The 15,049-nt window shown below is 70.2% G+C and carries 15 protein-coding genes and 1 other RNA gene; 3 read left to right on the top strand and 13 right to left on the bottom strand.

What is annotated here, in order from left to right; translation table 11 throughout:
* Positions 1 to 15: 15 nt before the first annotated feature.
* From ABZ624_RS30535 to ABZ624_RS30525, 3 genes are all read right to left on the bottom strand, one after another.
* Entirely contained in the window at positions 16 to 795 is a 780-nt protein-coding gene (locus ABZ624_RS30535) for a zf-HC2 domain-containing protein (protein WP_360095995.1), read from the bottom strand.
* A gap of 50 nt (positions 796 to 845) precedes the next feature.
* A complete protein-coding gene (locus ABZ624_RS30530) occupies positions 846 to 1,430 on the bottom strand; it encodes a sigma-70 family RNA polymerase sigma factor (RefSeq protein WP_030167252.1) in 585 nt (194 codons plus the stop codon).
* A 218-nt stretch (positions 1,431 to 1,648) separates the two neighbouring features.
* On the bottom strand, positions 1,649 to 2,251 hold the full coding sequence (locus ABZ624_RS30525) for an ABATE domain-containing protein (RefSeq protein WP_360095992.1): 603 nt from the start codon (positions 2,249 to 2,251) through the stop codon (positions 1,649 to 1,651).
* Positions 2,252 to 2,375: 124 nt separating this feature from the next.
* Here ABZ624_RS30525 and ABZ624_RS30520 point away from each other — a divergent pair, with 124 nt between their 5' ends.
* Positions 2,376 to 2,906: a GNAT family N-acetyltransferase gene (locus tag ABZ624_RS30520; RefSeq protein ID WP_360095989.1), complete on the top strand. Its 531-nt coding sequence runs from the start codon at positions 2,376 to 2,378 to the stop codon at positions 2,904 to 2,906.
* A 15-nt stretch (positions 2,907 to 2,921) separates the two neighbouring features.
* On the opposite strand, the gene ABZ624_RS30515 is transcribed toward ABZ624_RS30520, so the two are convergent.
* From ABZ624_RS30515 to ABZ624_RS30505, 3 genes are all read right to left on the bottom strand, one after another.
* Positions 2,922 to 4,082: a uroporphyrinogen-III synthase gene (locus tag ABZ624_RS30515; RefSeq protein ID WP_360095986.1), complete on the bottom strand. Its 1,161-nt coding sequence runs from the start codon at positions 4,080 to 4,082 to the stop codon at positions 2,922 to 2,924.
* An 86-nt stretch (positions 4,083 to 4,168) separates the two neighbouring features.
* Positions 4,169 to 5,560 carry a nitrate/nitrite transporter gene (locus ABZ624_RS30510; protein ID WP_360095983.1) on the bottom strand — a complete coding sequence of 464 codons (1,392 nt, stop codon included), beginning with the start codon at positions 5,558 to 5,560 and terminating at the stop codon, positions 4,169 to 4,171.
* Between the two features lie 154 nt (positions 5,561 to 5,714).
* The gene (locus ABZ624_RS30505) at positions 5,715 to 6,674 is read right to left on the bottom strand and encodes a LysR family transcriptional regulator (protein WP_360095980.1); all 960 of its coding nucleotides are present in this window, start codon (positions 6,672 to 6,674) and stop codon (positions 5,715 to 5,717) included.
* An 84-nt stretch (positions 6,675 to 6,758) separates the two neighbouring features.
* On the opposite strand from ABZ624_RS30505, the gene ABZ624_RS30500 reads away from it, so the two are divergent.
* Entirely contained in the window at positions 6,759 to 7,979 is a 1,221-nt protein-coding gene (locus ABZ624_RS30500; protein WP_360095977.1) for an MFS transporter, read from the top strand.
* A gap of 63 nt (positions 7,980 to 8,042) precedes the next feature.
* Here the strand turns inward: ABZ624_RS30500 and ssrA are convergent.
* From ssrA to ftsE, 5 genes are all read right to left on the bottom strand, one after another.
* Positions 8,043 to 8,411: a transfer-messenger RNA gene (gene ssrA / locus ABZ624_RS30495) on the bottom strand.
* A 113-nt stretch (positions 8,412 to 8,524) separates the two neighbouring features.
* Positions 8,525 to 9,067 (bottom strand): SsrA-binding protein SmpB, encoded by a 543-nt coding sequence (smpB, locus tag ABZ624_RS30490; protein WP_351249980.1) that lies wholly within the window; start codon positions 9,065 to 9,067, stop codon positions 8,525 to 8,527.
* A gap of 69 nt (positions 9,068 to 9,136) precedes the next feature.
* Positions 9,137 to 10,321, bottom strand: coding sequence for a S41 family peptidase (locus ABZ624_RS30485; RefSeq protein ID WP_360095975.1), 1,185 nt, complete (start codon positions 10,319 to 10,321; stop codon positions 9,137 to 9,139).
* Positions 10,322 to 10,388: 67 nt separating this feature from the next.
* The gene (gene ftsX, locus ABZ624_RS30480; RefSeq protein WP_360095972.1) at positions 10,389 to 11,309 is read right to left on the bottom strand and encodes a permease-like cell division protein FtsX; all 921 of its coding nucleotides are present in this window, start codon (positions 11,307 to 11,309) and stop codon (positions 10,389 to 10,391) included.
* A gap of 33 nt (positions 11,310 to 11,342) precedes the next feature.
* The gene (gene ftsE, locus ABZ624_RS30475; protein WP_030348507.1) at positions 11,343 to 12,032 is read right to left on the bottom strand and encodes a cell division ATP-binding protein FtsE; all 690 of its coding nucleotides are present in this window, start codon (positions 12,030 to 12,032) and stop codon (positions 11,343 to 11,345) included.
* Positions 12,033 to 12,269: 237 nt separating this feature from the next.
* Here ftsE and ABZ624_RS30470 point away from each other — a divergent pair, with 237 nt between their 5' ends.
* Complete coding sequence (locus ABZ624_RS30470; RefSeq protein WP_360095969.1) at positions 12,270 to 12,461, top strand: hypothetical protein; 192 nt, start codon at positions 12,270 to 12,272, stop codon at positions 12,459 to 12,461.
* Positions 12,462 to 12,590: 129 nt separating this feature from the next.
* Here ABZ624_RS30470 and ABZ624_RS30465 read toward each other — a convergent pair whose 3' ends face one another.
* Together ABZ624_RS30465 and prfB are read right to left on the bottom strand one after the other, a co-directional pair.
* Positions 12,591 to 13,559 (bottom strand): hypothetical protein, encoded by a 969-nt coding sequence (locus ABZ624_RS30465; protein ID WP_360095966.1) that lies wholly within the window; start codon positions 13,557 to 13,559, stop codon positions 12,591 to 12,593.
* A gap of 305 nt (positions 13,560 to 13,864) precedes the next feature.
* Positions 13,865 to 14,971: a peptide chain release factor 2 gene (gene prfB, locus ABZ624_RS30460; RefSeq protein ID WP_360095963.1), complete on the bottom strand. Its 1,107-nt coding sequence runs from the start codon at positions 14,969 to 14,971 to the stop codon at positions 13,865 to 13,867.
* Between the last annotated feature and the right edge of the window lie 78 nt (positions 14,972 to 15,049).

Here is a 15,049-nt window from a genome sequence, read left to right as displayed (position 1 = left end):
GGGGGCCGGTCGAAGCTACGCGTCCACTTGCACCAGCTTCTTGCCCTGGAAGGTCACGACCTCGAAGTGGTCGATCTCGTTCGGCTTGAAGGCCGCCGCGCCGCCGATGTAGAGCGGTTTCCTGGACTCCGGTGTCTTCCCGTCCGGGATGCCGTAGCCCCAGTTCGGCACGGACCACGACGACATGGTCACGCGCTGTCCGTTCTTCGCGACGAGCACCAGGGAGCACTTGAGCGGCCCCTTGGCGTTCTTCAGTTCCAGCACCGCCTGGGTGCCCCAGTCCTTCTGCTCCATGCCGACGGTCGCGCTGATCCGGGACGACGGGTCGGTGGCCGACTTCTTGTCGGGCATGGCTTCGAAGGTGGTCTGCGCCGAGGACGCGGTGACCTGGCCGCTGCCGGACGAACCGCTGTTCACCGCGACCGCCGCCAGCGGGCCGGCGATGATCAGGGCGGCCGCGGCCGCGATCATGTAGAAGCTGCGCCGGCGCTTCTGGGCGCGCTTCTCGGCGACCTCGTCGACCAGCTTCTCCGCCAGCCGCGGACTGGGCTTGGCGGACAGCGAGTCGCCGATCGCGGGGGTACTGCCGGAGCCCGGCAGGTCCGCGAGCGCGGCCAGCATCGGCTCCATCCCGGCCAGCTCGTCCAGCTGCTGGGCGCACCATTCACAGCCCGCGAGGTGCGCTTCAAAAGCGGTCGCCTCGGCGTCGTCGAGAATCCCGAGGGCGTAGGCGCCGACGGTCTCGTGCTCGTTCGGCACCGAAGATCCCGATGGGGGGCTCATGGGCCCAGACATACCCGGACCACCCGCCCCGAATCCCTGCATCCCCCCGTATCCGCTGCTCATCACGCCGTCACCCCCCGCTCCTCAAGTGCCAGCTTCATCGATCGCAGGGCGTAGAACACCCGAGACCGCACCGTGCCGCTGGGAATGCCCAGCGTCTCGGCCGCCTCATTGACCGTACGCCCCTTGAAGTACGTCTCGACGAGTACCTCCCGGTGGGCCGGGGTCAGGTCGTCGAGCGCATCCGACAGCGTCATCAGCCACAGCGCCTTGTCGATCTCGTCCTCCGCGGGGATGACCTCCAGCGGCGACGGATCGACCTCCTGCGGCCGGGCCTGCCGGCTGCGGTGGCCGTCGATGACGATGCGACGCGCGACCGTCACCAGCCAGGGGCGTACCGAACCGGTCGCCCGATTGAGCTGACCGGCGTTCTTCCAGGCACGGATGAGCGTTTCCTGTACGACGTCCTCGGCGCGCTGCCGGTCACCGGCGACGAGGCGCAGGACATACGCGAGCAGGGGTCCGGCGTGCTCTCGATACAGGGCACGCATCAACTCCTCGTCAGGTTCCGAGGGCTGTGAGGACATGCGATGTCGGGCCCTCGATCCACGTTCATTGGCCACGGCCGCATCCTTGCGCACGCCCACCTCCGGTGTCCGGGGGTTCCCCCAGTCGGTCGCTCGCCCACCCGTACGGAAGGGAGCGGCGCGGTGTTCAAACGGAGGTGACAGAATTCTTCGAAGTGACGTGACGAGCGGGACATGCACGCACATTCCCACCGCGTGATCTTTACATTTCCGACACATCGCCGGGGGTCGGTGAAAGGTCCCCGTGTATCCAGCACCTAGCCCCGGTGTTACGGAAATCACGCTCGCGCGAGCGCGGCCCGCCGTCGGTGCCGGGCCACCCGCTCCCGGTTCCCGCAGACCTCACTGGAGCACCAGCGGCGGCGCCGCCCCCGCGAGGTGTCCAGGTAGACGAGCGGACAGCTGTCCCCCTCGCACTCCCGCACGGCCGCCCGCGCGACGGGATCGGTGAGCAGTTCCACGGCGTCCCGCGCGACGAGCGCGAGCAGTCCCGCGCAGGTCGGCGGATCGGCCAACTCCCGGACAAGTCCGCCTTCTTCACCGCATACGGCACGCAGGGCCGGAGGCGCGGCACGGGCGGCCTCGTTGACGCGCCCGAGCGCCCGGGCGTACGAGGACGTGTCCGGCACGCGGGAGTTGCCGCAGTTGCGCACCAGCAGCCCGAGGTGCGCCCGCAGTTCGCGGAACCCCACGAGCCAGGAGGCGTCGGCGTGGCCGAGCTCCGTACCCTCCGGCACCAGCCCGGCCCCGCCGATCCACGCGCACAACGCCTCCGCGCTGTCCAGCCGTTCGGCCGGGTGCGTGGTCGCGAGGAGATCGAGACAGATCCGTCCGGCGTCGAACCGCAGTTCGTACGGGGACGTGGCCGTACCCAGTGCCATGCGCCTGTCACCGCCTAGGCAGGAAGCGTGGGGTCTCCCCCTCACAGTGCCCGCCCTGGGCTCCGGCCGGAACCCCCGGCGCTCGGGTCGGGAGGACCGGTGCCGGCGTGAGTACATTCGGGTGATGCCCGAGCTGCAGCGGCTGCACGCCGACCACGCCCCGGCGGTCCTGGCCTTCGAGCTGGCGAACCGCGTCTACTTCGCGGCCTCGGTCTCCGACCGTGGCGACGCGTACTTCGAGCAGTTCACCGACCGGTACGACGCCCTGCTGGCCGAACAGGAGGCCGGCGTCTGCGCCTTCTACGTGCTCGTCGCCGGGGACGGCTCCGTGCTCGGCAGGTTCAACCTGGTCGACATCACCGACGGCACCGCGGAACTCGGCTACCGGGTCGCCGAGCATGCCGCCGGCCACGGCGTGGCGACGGCGACCGTCCGGAAGCTGTGCCGGCTGGCGGCGGAGCGCCATGGACTGCACACGGTCAGGGCGGCCACGGCCCTGGAGAACACCGCGTCCCGGAGGGTGCTGACGAAAGCGGGGTTCACCCCGGCCGGCCCGGCCGACCCGTCCGACGTCGGGGGCAGGCCGGGGACTTGGTACCAGCTCAGCGTGTCGCTTCCGCCGCGTACAGGAGCAAGCCGACTCGAGGGGAACTGACGAGGTACGCCGCCGCTACGCGTCCGCGTACTTCGCGTCCGTCGCCGGGTCCAGCGCCAGCCGGTACCCCCGCTTCACCACCGTCTGGATCAGTTTCGGGGCGCCGAGGGCCGTGCGGAGGCGGGCCATCGCCGTCTCCACGGCGTGCTCGTCGCGGCCCGCGCCCGGCAGTGCGCGCAGGAGGTCCGCCCGGGGGACGACCCAGCCCGGGCGACGGGACAGGGCCCGCAACAGCGACATGCCTGCCGGGGGGACCGGTTTGAGCGCGCCGTCGACCAGGACCGCGTGCCCGCGGATCTCCACCCGGTGGCCGGCGACCGGCAGGGCGCGGGCACGGCCCGGGAGTTCCTGGCAGAGGAGCTGGACGAGGGGGCCCAGGCGGAAGCGTTCCGGCTGGATCGTGTCCACGCCGTGCGTCTGGAGGGGGAGGGCGGTCACCGGGCCCACACAGGCCGGCACGACGTCGTGGGCGAGCGCCGACAGCAGGTCCGGCAGGAGGCCTCGGACCTCCGCCCGTTCCAGCAGGGACGCCGCCGCGGGGGCGCTCGTGAAGGTCAGTGCGTCCAGGGACCGGGAGACGGCCGCGTCCAGGAGACGGTCCAGCGGCGTGATGTCCTCCGGCGGCATCCAGCGGTACACCGGGACCGGGACCACCTCCGCTCCCCCGGCCCGCAGGGACTCGACGAAGCCCGGGAGCGGCTCCCCGTGCAGCTGTACGGCTATACGGCGGCCGTCGACACCCTCCGCCAGGAGGCGGTCCAGGACCTCGGCCAGGGATTCCGAGCAGGGGGACCACTCCTCCGTCAGGCCGGCCGCCCGGATCGCTCCCTTGACCTTGGGGCCCCGGGCCAGCAGCTCCACGCCGCGCAGCCGCCCGAGCAACTGCTCACCGAGGCCCCAGCCGTCGGCGGCCTCGATCCAGCCCCGGAAACCGATCGCCGTGGTGGCCACGACCACGTCCGGCACCTGATCGATGATCTCCTTCGTGGCGGCGAGGAGTTCACCGTCGTCGGCGAGCTGCACGATGCGCAGGGCGGGGGCGTGCAGGACGGCGGCACCGCGCCGCTGGAGCAGGGCCCCCAGCTCGTCGGCCCGGCGCGCGGCGGTGACGCCCACCGTGAATCCCGCGAGCGGACCGTGCTCAGGAGCTCCGGATTGCTGCTCTTCGTCGTACATGGGCTCTCCTAGCTGGCCGGCGCACCGAACGAGCCTGTCAACGGCGCGTGACAGGCTCGGTTCGGCTTGATGTCGCCGGTGTTACTTCACACTTCCGCGTAGCTGAGCTGCGGCTTTGTGTCCGCCGCCGTCTCCGTCACAGACTGCCCGGCCGAGCGGCGAAGGTATACGGCCCACGTCACCGCGAAGCAGACGCCGTAGAAGGCGAGGAAGGCGACGAACGCGCCGGTGCCGGAACCGTAGGACAGGAAGGACTGCCGGAAGGCGAGGTTGATGCCGACTCCGCCGAGCGCGCCGACCGCGCCGATGAGGCCCATCGCGGCGCCGGACAGGCGGCGGCCGTGGGCCGCGGCGGCCTCCCCCTCCAGGCCCTTCGCCAGGGCCTTCGCCTGGAAGATGCCCGGGATCATCTTGTACGTCGAGCCGTTGCCGAGGCCGCTCAGCACGAACAGGACGACGAAGACGGACACGAACAGCGGCAGTGACTTCCGGGTGCTCGCGACGATCAGGACGGCGGTCGCGGTGGCCATGCCGACGTAGTTCCACAGGGTGATGCGGGCGCCGCCGTAGCGGTCGGCGAGCCGGCCGCCGAGGGGGCGGATCAGGGAGCCGAGCAGTGGGCCGATGAAGGTGAGGTAGGCCGCCTGGAGCGGGGTGCGGCCGAACTGGATCGTCAGGACCTGCCCGAAGGCGAAGCTGTAGCCGATGAAGGAGCCGAAGGTGCCGATGTAGAGGAAGGCCATGATCCAGGTGTGCGCGTCCTTCGCGGCGTCCTTGGCCGCGCCGGTGTCGTTCCTGACCGTCGCCAGGTTGTCCATGAAGGAGGCGGCGCATACGGCGGCCACGACGATCAGCGGGATGTAGATGCCCAGCAGCACGCGCGGGCCGCCGCTCGCGCCGATGACGGCGAGGGTGACGAGCTGGATGACCGGCACGCCGATGTTGCCGCCGCCCGCGTTGAGGCCGAGCGCCCAGCCCTTCTTCCTCAGCGGGAAGAAGGCGTTGATGTTGGTCATGGAGGAGGCGAAGTTGCCGCCTCCTATGCCGGCCAGCAGGCCGACCAGGAGGAACGTGCTGAAGGACGTGCCCGGCTTCATGACCGCGAACGCGGCGACCGTCGGGATGAGCAGCAGGCTCGCCGAGATGACGGTCCAGTTGCGGCCGCCGAAGACGGCCACGGCGAAGGTGTAGGGGACGCGGACGACGGCACCGACGAGCGTGACCATCGAGGTCAGCAGGAACTTGTCGGCGGGGGTCAGGCCGTACTCGGGGCCCATGAAGAGCACGAGGACCGACCACAGGGTCCAGACCGAGAAGCCGATGTGCTCCGAGAGGACGGAGAACCAGAGGTTCCGGTTGGCGATCCGTTCCCCGGTCGCCTCCCAGAACCCCTCGTCCTCCGGATCCCAGCGCTCGATCCAGCGGCCACTGCGACGGGTTGGGGCTGAGGGGGCTGGTGTTGGGGCTGGGGCTGTCATCGCGCCTCCACGGGGGGCTCCGGCTGCTCGGTCTGCCGTCGACCTGCCATCGACCGACTCAGCCCGAAGGTAGGGAGGGCGCGTTTCCTGCCTGTGGCTGTGAGTGACCGCGAGGGAACTTTGCTCTCACTCACCGCCCCTGTGCCCCGTGAGGTCATCCCGCCGTGCCCATGGCATCCGCATCGGCGGCCGGTATCCATCCCCCGGCGGGCCGCCGCAGCCACCCCTGCGCCCGTGCCAGCTCGGCCGCCGCCCGGCGCAGCGCGTCCAGTCCGGGATGGACCAGCCCCTTCCGCCACACCAGGGAGACCGGCGACAGCGGGACGGGATCGACGAGGGGCCGGCGCACCGTGCGGGGCATCACCGGAAAGTCCACGACCGCCAGCACGGGGTGGCGGGTCTTGGCCATGATCCGCTCGAACTCCTCGTCCCCGAAAGCCGGCGGAAGGGGTGGGGCGAGCCGGATGCCGCGCCCCTCGAAGAGCCGGCCCGCCAGGTCGGTCCACTCCCGGGTGCGGGGGTTCCCGGCGCCGGCGTACACCGTCTCGCCGGCCAGCGCGGACAGGGGCACTTCGGCAAGCGCGGCCAGCGGATGGTCCTCGGGCAGCACGACGGCCATCGGCTCGCAGCGCACCGGCTGCTGCTCCAGCGCGGACCGCAGCGCCGGGTCCAGGCCGGCGAAACGGCCGAAGGAGACATCCAGCCGGCCGGCCAGCAGCTCGCCGGCAGCTCCGGTCAGACCGCTCTCGTAGCGGGCCATCAGCTCGCAGTCGGGGGCGAGTTCACGGGCCCGGTGCAGCACCCGGCGGCCGGTGGCCAGGCCCGGCGAGTTGAGGTCCACCAGCAGCGGGCGGGACTGGCCGGGGGCGAAGGCGGCGAGCAGGTCGTCCTGGGCGGCGAGGACCCGCCGGGCGTGCGGCAGCAGCCGCGCGCCGTCCGCGGTCAGCGTCACCTGCCGGGTCGTCCGCACGAACAGCTCCGCCCCCAACTCCCGCTCCAGCCGCCGCACATCCCGGCTGAGTGCCTGCTGGGCGACGTACAGGCGGGCCGCGGCGCGGGTGAAGTGCAACTCCTCCGCGACGACGACGAAGGCACGCAGAAGCCGGGGGTCCACGGCGTGAACTTACAACACAGGTGAGTGAATCGGGACGGAGAAGGTGTTGGACCTCTTGATCCACTCAGGGCCAGAGTGGCTCACATGCCCTCGGTCATATCCACCACCCACGGCTACCGCCGCCTCTTCCGCCTCCCCGGCACCCGCGCCTTCACCATCGGCAACCTCCTCGCCCGGCTGCCCATGGGCATGTTCAGCGTGAGCGCCGTCGTGATGATCGCCGGGTCGCGGGGCTCGTACGCCCTCGCCGGTGCCGTCACCGCCACCGGTCTCGCGGCGACCGCGCTGGCCGGGCCCTGGGTCGCCCGGCTCGTCGACCGGCACGGGCAGGCCCGCATCGCCGTACCGGCCACGCTCGCGTCCGTGCTCGGCAGCCTCGCGCTGCTGCTGTGCGTTCGCTACGGCGCCCCGGACTGGACCCTCTTCGCCGCCTACGCCCTCACCGCGACCACGCCGAACATCGGCGGCCTCTCCCGCGCCCGCTGGGCCCACCTGCTGCGCGACGAGCCCGGCGCGCTGCACACCGCCAACTCCTTCGAACAGGCCGCCGACGAGCTGTGCTTCATGCTCGGCCCGGTGCTGGCCTCCTTCGTCACCGGCACGTTCTTCCCGGAGGCGGGCACGCTCACGGGCGCGGTGCTGCTGCTCTCCGGCATGGTCCTGTTCACCGCGCAGCGGGCCACCGAGCCGCCGCCGCAGGCCCGTACGCAGGCACCCTCACCGCTGCGCAGCCCGGGCGTTCCTGCCCTGCTGGCCTGCTTCCTCGCGACCGGCGCGATGTTCGGCTCGATGGAGGTCGTCACGATCGCTTACGCCGACGCGCAGGGACACCGGTCGGCGGCCGGCGTGGTCCTCGCCCTGCAGGCGGCGGGCTCGTGCGCGGCGGGTCTGGCGTACGGCGCGCTGAAGCCGGCGCGGGTGCGCTTCTCCTGGTGCCTGGGGGCCATGGCTGTGCTGATGACGCTTCCCTGGGCGGCCGCGACCGCCGGGTCCCTTGCGGTGCTGGCGGGGGCGCTGCTGGTGGCGGGGATGGCGACGGCGCCGACCATGGTCACGGCGATGACGCTGGTGCAGAAGCGGACACCGTCCGACCGCCTGAACGAGGGCATGAGCCTGGTGGTGACCGCCCTGCTCACGGGGATCGCATGCGGCTCGGCGACGGGCGGCTGGGCGGCGGAGCACTGCACGCCGGCTTCCGCGTACGCCGTACCGGCAGTGGCCGCCTCTCTCGCCCTGGGCCTGGCTTCGCTCACCCGCGCCGGCGGGGTGCCGCGCGATGCAGCCGACGGCACCGCAGTTCCCTAAGCGAAGGCCCCGCCGCTCGAAAGCGACGGGGCCTTGCCCACATGGGGTACCCCCGGAGGGGTGTCGTGGAGATGGCGGGAATCGAACCCGCGTCCAACGGTGCGGAATCAGGGCTTCTCCGTGTGCAGTCCGCTTCGCTTTTCTCGGCCCCGGAGATCACGCGGACAAGTCTCCGACGGGCTCAGTCACTGTTTGATTTCCCTCTTCACCCCGTGACCGGGATCAAGGTTTAGTTCCCTAGCTGATGCCAGGATCCGGGTCGGGAACAGCCCCGGGCTGACACTTCGCAAGTCGCTACTTAGGCAGCGAGGGCGAAGGAATCGCGCTTGGTGTTGGCGATTATTTTTTGCGACATATGGTTTACGAGATCATTGCCGCTTCCTCGACACGCTTCCCCTGCTTCGACAGCCGCTGTCGAAACCGATCATCCCCATGTTGATTTTTCAATCCCCTGCATTGAGGGGCCACGCACCCTCTGTCGAGTGCACCGCCATCGTACGTGACCAACGCACGACGATGCCAGCCTATTCCCCGGCGGTCGGCCGCTAGAGGCCGCGCTGCCTGCGCTTCGCCGCCGCGATGGCCCGGTCCGACTCCCGCCGGTCCTGCTTCTCCCGCAGCGTCTGCCGCTTGTCGTACTCCTTCTTGCCCCGTGCGAGGGCGATCTCGGCCTTCGCCCGGCCGTCCTTGAAGTAGATGGCGAGGGGCACGATCGTGTGACCCGTCTCCTGGGACTTCGACTCCAGCTTGTCGATCTCCTCGCGGTGCAGGAGCAGCTTGCGCTTGCGCCGCGCGGAGTGGTTGGTCCAGCTGCCCTGGTGGTACTCGGGGATGTGGGCGTTGTGCAGCCACGCCTCACCGCGGTCGATCTGGACGAAGCCGTCGGTCAGCGAGGTCCGCCCCTCGCGCAGCGACTTGACCTCGGTGCCCATGAGCACGAGCCCGGCCTCGTAGGTGTCGATGATCGCGTAGTCGTGCCGGGCCTTCTTGTTCTGGGCGACGATCTTGCGCTTGCCGCCCTTCTCGCCGTCCCTGGCCTTGGCGGCCCCGCCGCCCTGCTTGGGCTGGGACTCCTTCGGTACGTACATTCCCTTGCTCATAGTGCCGACCATTTTCGCACTACGGAGGGGCCGTGCGTACAGCCGATTAACACGAGGCTACGACGGGTTGCCCAGGCCCGTGAGCACGGTCTCCGCCCGCGGCAGGGACTGTGCCGGCGCCGCCTCCAGGTCCGGGGTGATGCCCTGGCCGTCGACGGTGTGACCGGAGGGGGTGCGGTAGTGGCCGACGGTCAGCTCGGCCACCGAGCCGTCGGGCAGTTTCGTCGGCATCTGGATGGAGCCCTTGCCGAAGGTGCGCGAGCCGATCACCACCGCGCGGCCCCGGTCCTGCAGGGCCCCGGTGAGCAGCTCGGCCGCGCTCATCGTGCCGCCGTCGACCAGGGTGACCAGCGGCCGGGCGGTGTCGCCGCCGGGCTCGGCGTGCAGCGAGCGCGGGGCGCCGTCGACGTCGTAGGTGGCGACCAGGCCGCCGTCGAGGAAGGCGGAGGAGGTCTCCACCGCCTCGGTGACCAGGCCGCCGGAGTTGCCGCGCAGGTCGAGGACGATCCCGCCGTCGGCCGGGACCTGCCGTACCGCGGCGTGGACGGCGTCCCCGGTGCCCTTGGTGAACGCGGCGATCTTGATGACGGTGACCCCGCCGGGCAGTCTGCTCACCGTCACGGAGTGGGTGGACAGGCTGGCCCGGCGCAGTTTCTCGGTCCACGCGCGCGTGCCGCGTTCGAGGCCCAGGGTGACGGTCGTACCGGCGGCCGCGTCGTCGGCGTCGCCGCGCAGTAACGAGACCACCTCGGTGACCGGCCGTCCGTCGACCCTGCGGCCGTCGACGCTGCGCAGCCGGTCGCCCGTGCGGACCCCCGCCTCGGCGGCGGGCGAGCCGGGCTGCACCTTGGTCACCTCGATCCGGCCGTCCCGGTCGCTGCGCGCCCACAGTCCGACGCCGGTGTACCGGCCGTCGAGGGCGTCCTGGAACTCCTGGTACTCGCCTTCGGAGTAGACGGCGCCCCAGCGGTCCCCGCTGCGGCTGACGGCCCGCTCGGCGGCCTCCATCGGGGACTTGCCGTCGGCCATCGCCTCGGCGGCGGCCTTCTGCACGTCCTCGTGCCGGGTGGCCGAGGGCACGGGCCCGGAGGCGGCCCTGCGCGCGGGCGTACCGGTCTCCGGGAAGGAGCCGGTGGCGGCACCGGCGACCAGGACGCCGGCGAAGACCAATGTCAGGGCGGCCCCGCGGCGGATGCGACGGGGCGGACTGAACAGGTCTCCGCACAGCTCTCGGCCTGACATGGCGGTGAGTCTAGGACAACGCGAAGGACCGTACGGCCCGATGTCCGTACGGTCCTCTTGGCATGCGTCACACCTTCAGGTACTTGCGCAACGCGAAGAACGCCGCCAGCGACGGCATCACCACGCTCGTGGCGAGGATCAGCGGCAGCTTGGTCAACACCGCGTCCCAGCCGACGAAGTTGATGAGCTGCAGCTTGTGGGACAGGGCCATGCCGTGGTCGATGGTGAAGTACCGGCCGACCACCAGGGCCACACAGGCGAGCCCGCCGCCGATGAGTCCCGCGACCGCGGCCTCGGCGATGAACGGCGCCTGGATGTAGAAGCCCGAGGCGCCGACCAGCCGCATGATCCCGGTCTCACGCCGGCGGCTGAACGCCGAGACACGCACGGTGTTGACGATCAGCAGCAGCGCGACGATCAGCATCAGCGCCATCACACCGAGCGCGCCCCGGTTCATCAGGTTCAGCAGCGTGAAGAGGTTGTCCAGGATGCCCTTCTGGTCCTGCACGGACTGCACACCGGCGCGCCCGTTGAAGGCCGACGCGATGACCTGGTACTTCTGCGGGTCCTTGAGCTTGATCCGGTACGACTCCTGCATCTGGTCCGGCGTGAGCGAACCGGCCAGCGGGGAGTTGCCGAACTGCTCCTTGTAGTGCTTGTACGCCTGGTCCTGCGACTCGTAGGAGACCTTCTCGACGACCGACGACATCTTGTTCAGATCATCGAGGATCTGCTTCTTCTGGTCCGCCGTGACCGCACCCTTGGCGCAGTTGACGTCCGATTCGGCGTCGTGCTTGTTGCACAGGAAGATCGAGACGTTGACCTTGTCGTACCAGTAGCCCTTCATGGTGCTCACCTGGTCGCTCATCAGCAGCGAGCCGCCGAAGAGAGACAGGGACAGGGCGACGGAGACGATGACGGCGAAGGTCATCGTCAGGTTGCGGCGGAGACCGACACCGATCTCCGACAGGACGAACTGGGCGCGCATGGCGTCTGGTCGAGCCTTTCGTCGTGAACTTGCTTAGTGCTGGTAGCCGTAGACGCCGCGGGCCTGGTCGCGGACGAGGCGGCCCTTCTCCAGCTCGATGACGCGCTTGCGCATCTGGTCCACGATGTTCTGATCGTGTGTCGCCATGATGACCGTGGTGCCCGTCCGGTTGATGCGGTCGAGCAGCTTCATGATGCCGACGGAGGTCTGCGGGTCGAGGTTGCCGGTGGGCTCGTCGGCGATCAGCAGCTTGGGCCGGTTGACGAAGGCCCGCGCGATGGCCACGCGCTGCTGCTCACCACCGGACAGCTCGCCCGGCCGCCGGTCCTCCTTGCCGCCGAGGCCGACGAGATCGAGCACCTGCGGCACGGACTTGCGGATCTCGCCGCGGGACTTGCCGATGACCTCCTGGGCGAAGGCCACGTTCTCCGCGACGGTCTTGTTCGGCAGGAGCCGGAAGTCCTGGAACACCGTCCCCAGCTGGCGGCGCATCTGCGGCACCTTCCAGTTGGAGAGGCGCGCGAGGTCCTTGCCCAGGACGTGCACCTGGCCGTGGCTGCACCGCTCCTCGCGGAGCAGGAGCCGCAGGAAGGTGGACTTTCCGGAGCCGGAGGACCCCACGAGGAACACGAACTCGCCCTTCTCCACCTCCAGGGAGACATCCCTGAGTGCGGGGCGGGTCTGCTTGGGGTAGACCTTGGAGACGTTGTCGAATCGGATCACGGATGCACCACGGGTCGCCGGGGGTAGATGAGCGTGACCATACGCGAACCGGGTGTGCAAGTGCAGTCGCAGGACGAGGTTGGGTAAGGCTTGTACGTTTTTGTACCGGGCCCTGTCCTTGCCCGGCTCCCCAAGGCCCCGCGCACGCGCTCCGTGAACCTGGCACAGTGGAGGGGGGAACGTTCTGGTTCCCGTGAGCGTTGTACGAGCGATGGCCGGTGCAAGGAGGGCGAGCGCATGACGTACGACCGGTTGGTGTGCGCGAACTGCGCGGCGCCCGTGAGCGAGGGCCGGTGCCCGGTGTGCCGTGCCAACCGCGAGCGACTGCAGCAAGAGAGCTTTCTGGGCGGGATAAACCCGATGGCGCTGATCGCGCTGCTGGCGGTGCTGATCGCCGCGGTGGCGCTGCTGGCGCACCAGACCGCGTGAGAGAGCGCGTGAGGACGCATGAGAAAAAACGCGTGAGAAAACTCTGAGAAACGCGTCAGGGCCCGGAGCGCCAAGCTCCGGGCCCTTCAGCATGCGCGATGCGTGCGCAGCGTGACCGTGAGGTTACGGTCAGGCCGCAGCGCCGCCGCGGCCGTTCACCAGACGCGGCAGGACGCGGAAGCCGACGCCGCCGGCGATCATCGTCGCGGCGCCGATGACCAGGAACGCGGTCTGGCCGGCACCGGTTTCGGCGAGCTGCTTGCCGCTGCCCTTGCCCTGGGCCTGGGTGTCGGAGCCGGTGTCGGTGAGCTCCGAGGAGCCCTCCTCCTGCGAGGCGTTGTTGTTGCCGCCCTGCGGGGTGTCGTGGTTGCCACCGGTGCTGGAGGAGCCACCGGTACCGTGGCCGCCGCCCGTGCTGCCGGAGCCGCCCGTGCTGCTGGAACCGCCGGTGCTGCTGGAGCCTCCGGACGTGCTGCTGCCGCCGGTGGTGGAGCCGCCGTCCGTGGTGGAGCCGCCGTCCGTGGTGGAGCCGCCGGTGGTGGAGCCGCCGTTCGTGCTGCTGCCGCCGGTGGTGGAGCCGCCGTCCGTGGTGGTGCCGCCGTTGGTGGTGCCGCCGTTGGTCGTGGAGCCACCATCGGTGGTGCCGCCGTCGGTGGTGCCACCGTCGGTCGTGCCACCGTCCGTGGAACCGCCGTCAGTGGTGCCACCGTCCGTGGAACCGCCGTCGGTGGTGCCGCCGATGGTGACGGTGCCGCCGTCGGTGGTGCCGCCGTTGGTCGTGCCACCGTCAGTGGTGCCACCGTCGGTGGTGCCACCGTCCGTGGAACCGCCGTCGGTCGTGCCACCGTCAGTGGTGCCACCGTCGGTCGTGCCACCGTCCGTGGTGCACACGGCGATCGGGCAGCCGCCGTCGGTGGTGCCGCCGTCGGTGCCGCCGTCGTCGCTCCCGGCGTTCGTGTGCGCACCCAGGCTGATGGGGCCCGCCTGGACGTCGAGGTCCAGGGCGGATGCCGCGCCGGCTGCGGTCAGGGACGCACCGGCCGCGATCACGGCGCCCGCGGCTATCCGCGCGACCCGGATCCGCGTCTTCTTCGTCATATGGTTGCTACCCCCAGTAGCTGTTCGTCAATGAGGCGGCGCGTGGGGCGTGCCGTGATCGACGGAGGCAGCTGGCGACGAAGTACGCGTCTTTATCCCCCGGTTCACATGCGCCCCAGATGTACGCATGCCGCGCCTCACCCTTGCGATTTTTCAAAGCAACGTCAAGGGCGTTGCGGGCCTGATGTCCGTTGAGATGGCGTTTGGGGCGGGTTGAAGCCTGTGAGTGTGATGTAAAACCCAGACAAAAGACAACTGCCGCCTTGTGGGCGGCAGTTCTCAGGCTGGTTGTCTTGTCGACAAAGTTACTTCTCTTGCTGCTTGCGCCAGCGAATGCCGGCCTCCAGGAAGCCGTCGATCTCACCGTTGAACACGGCCTCGGGGTTGCCGACTTCGTGGTCGGTCCGCAGGTCCTTGACCATCTGGTACGGGTGCAGCACGTACGAGCGCATCTGGTTGCCCCAGGAGTTGCCGCCGTCGCCCTTGAGGGCGTCCATCTTGGCCTGCTCCTCCTGCCGGCGGCGCTCCAGCAGCTTGGCCTGGAGGACGTTCATCGCCGTGGCCTTGTTCTGGATCTGCGAGCGCTCGTTCTGGCAGGAGACGACGATGCCGGTGGGGAGGTGGGTGATGCGCACCGCCGAGTCGGTGGTGTTCACGCCCTGGCCGCCGGGCCCGGAGGAGCGGTACACGTCGATCCGGAGTTCACTCTCGTCGATCTCGACGTGGTCGGACTGCTCGACGACGGGCAGCACCTCGACGCCCGCGAAGGAGGTCTGCCGGCGGCCCTGGTTGTCGAAGGGCGAGATCCGCACGAGGCGGTGCGTGCCCTGCTCGACGGAGAGGGTGCCGTAGGCGTACGGCGCCTGGACGGAGAAAGTGGTCGACTTGATGCCGGCCTCTTCGGCGTACGACGTCTCGATGAGCTCGGTCTTGTAGCCGCGCTGCTCGGCCCAGCGCAGGTACATGCGCTGGAGCTTCTCGGCGAAGTCGGCGGCGTCGACGCCACCGGCCTCGGCGCGGATGTTGACGAGCGCCTCGCGGGCGTCGTACTCGCCGGACAGGAGGGTACGGACCTCCATCTCGTCCAGCGACTTCTTCACCGCGGCCAGCTCGGACTCGGCCTCGGCGCGGGTGTCCGGGTCGTCCTCCTCCTCGGCCATCTCGAAGAGGACGGCGAGATCGTCGATCCGGCCGCGCAGCGCCTCCGCCTTCCTGACCTCGGCCTGGAGGTGGGAGAGCTTGCTGGTGATCTTCTGCGCCTCGTCCGGGTTGTCCCAGAGGGACGGCGCGGCCGCCTGCTCCTCGAGCACGGCGATGTCTGCCCTCAGCCTGTCGAGGTCCAGGACGGCCTCGATCGACTCCATGGTCGAGGAGAGGGACTTCAGCTCTTCGGATACATCGACGACTGCCACGCATCCAGCGTAACGGCTCCGCCGGGCGCCGAGGGTCGGGTGTGTCCCAGCCGACGGGGTGCCCGGCCCCGCCCGGCC

The sequence above is a fragment of the Streptomyces sp. NPDC007205 genome (assembly GCF_040634095.1).
In the GTDB taxonomy this organism is placed as follows: domain Bacteria; phylum Actinomycetota; class Actinomycetes; order Streptomycetales; family Streptomycetaceae; genus Streptomyces.
This window is presented reverse-complemented; position numbering and strand designations above follow the sequence as displayed.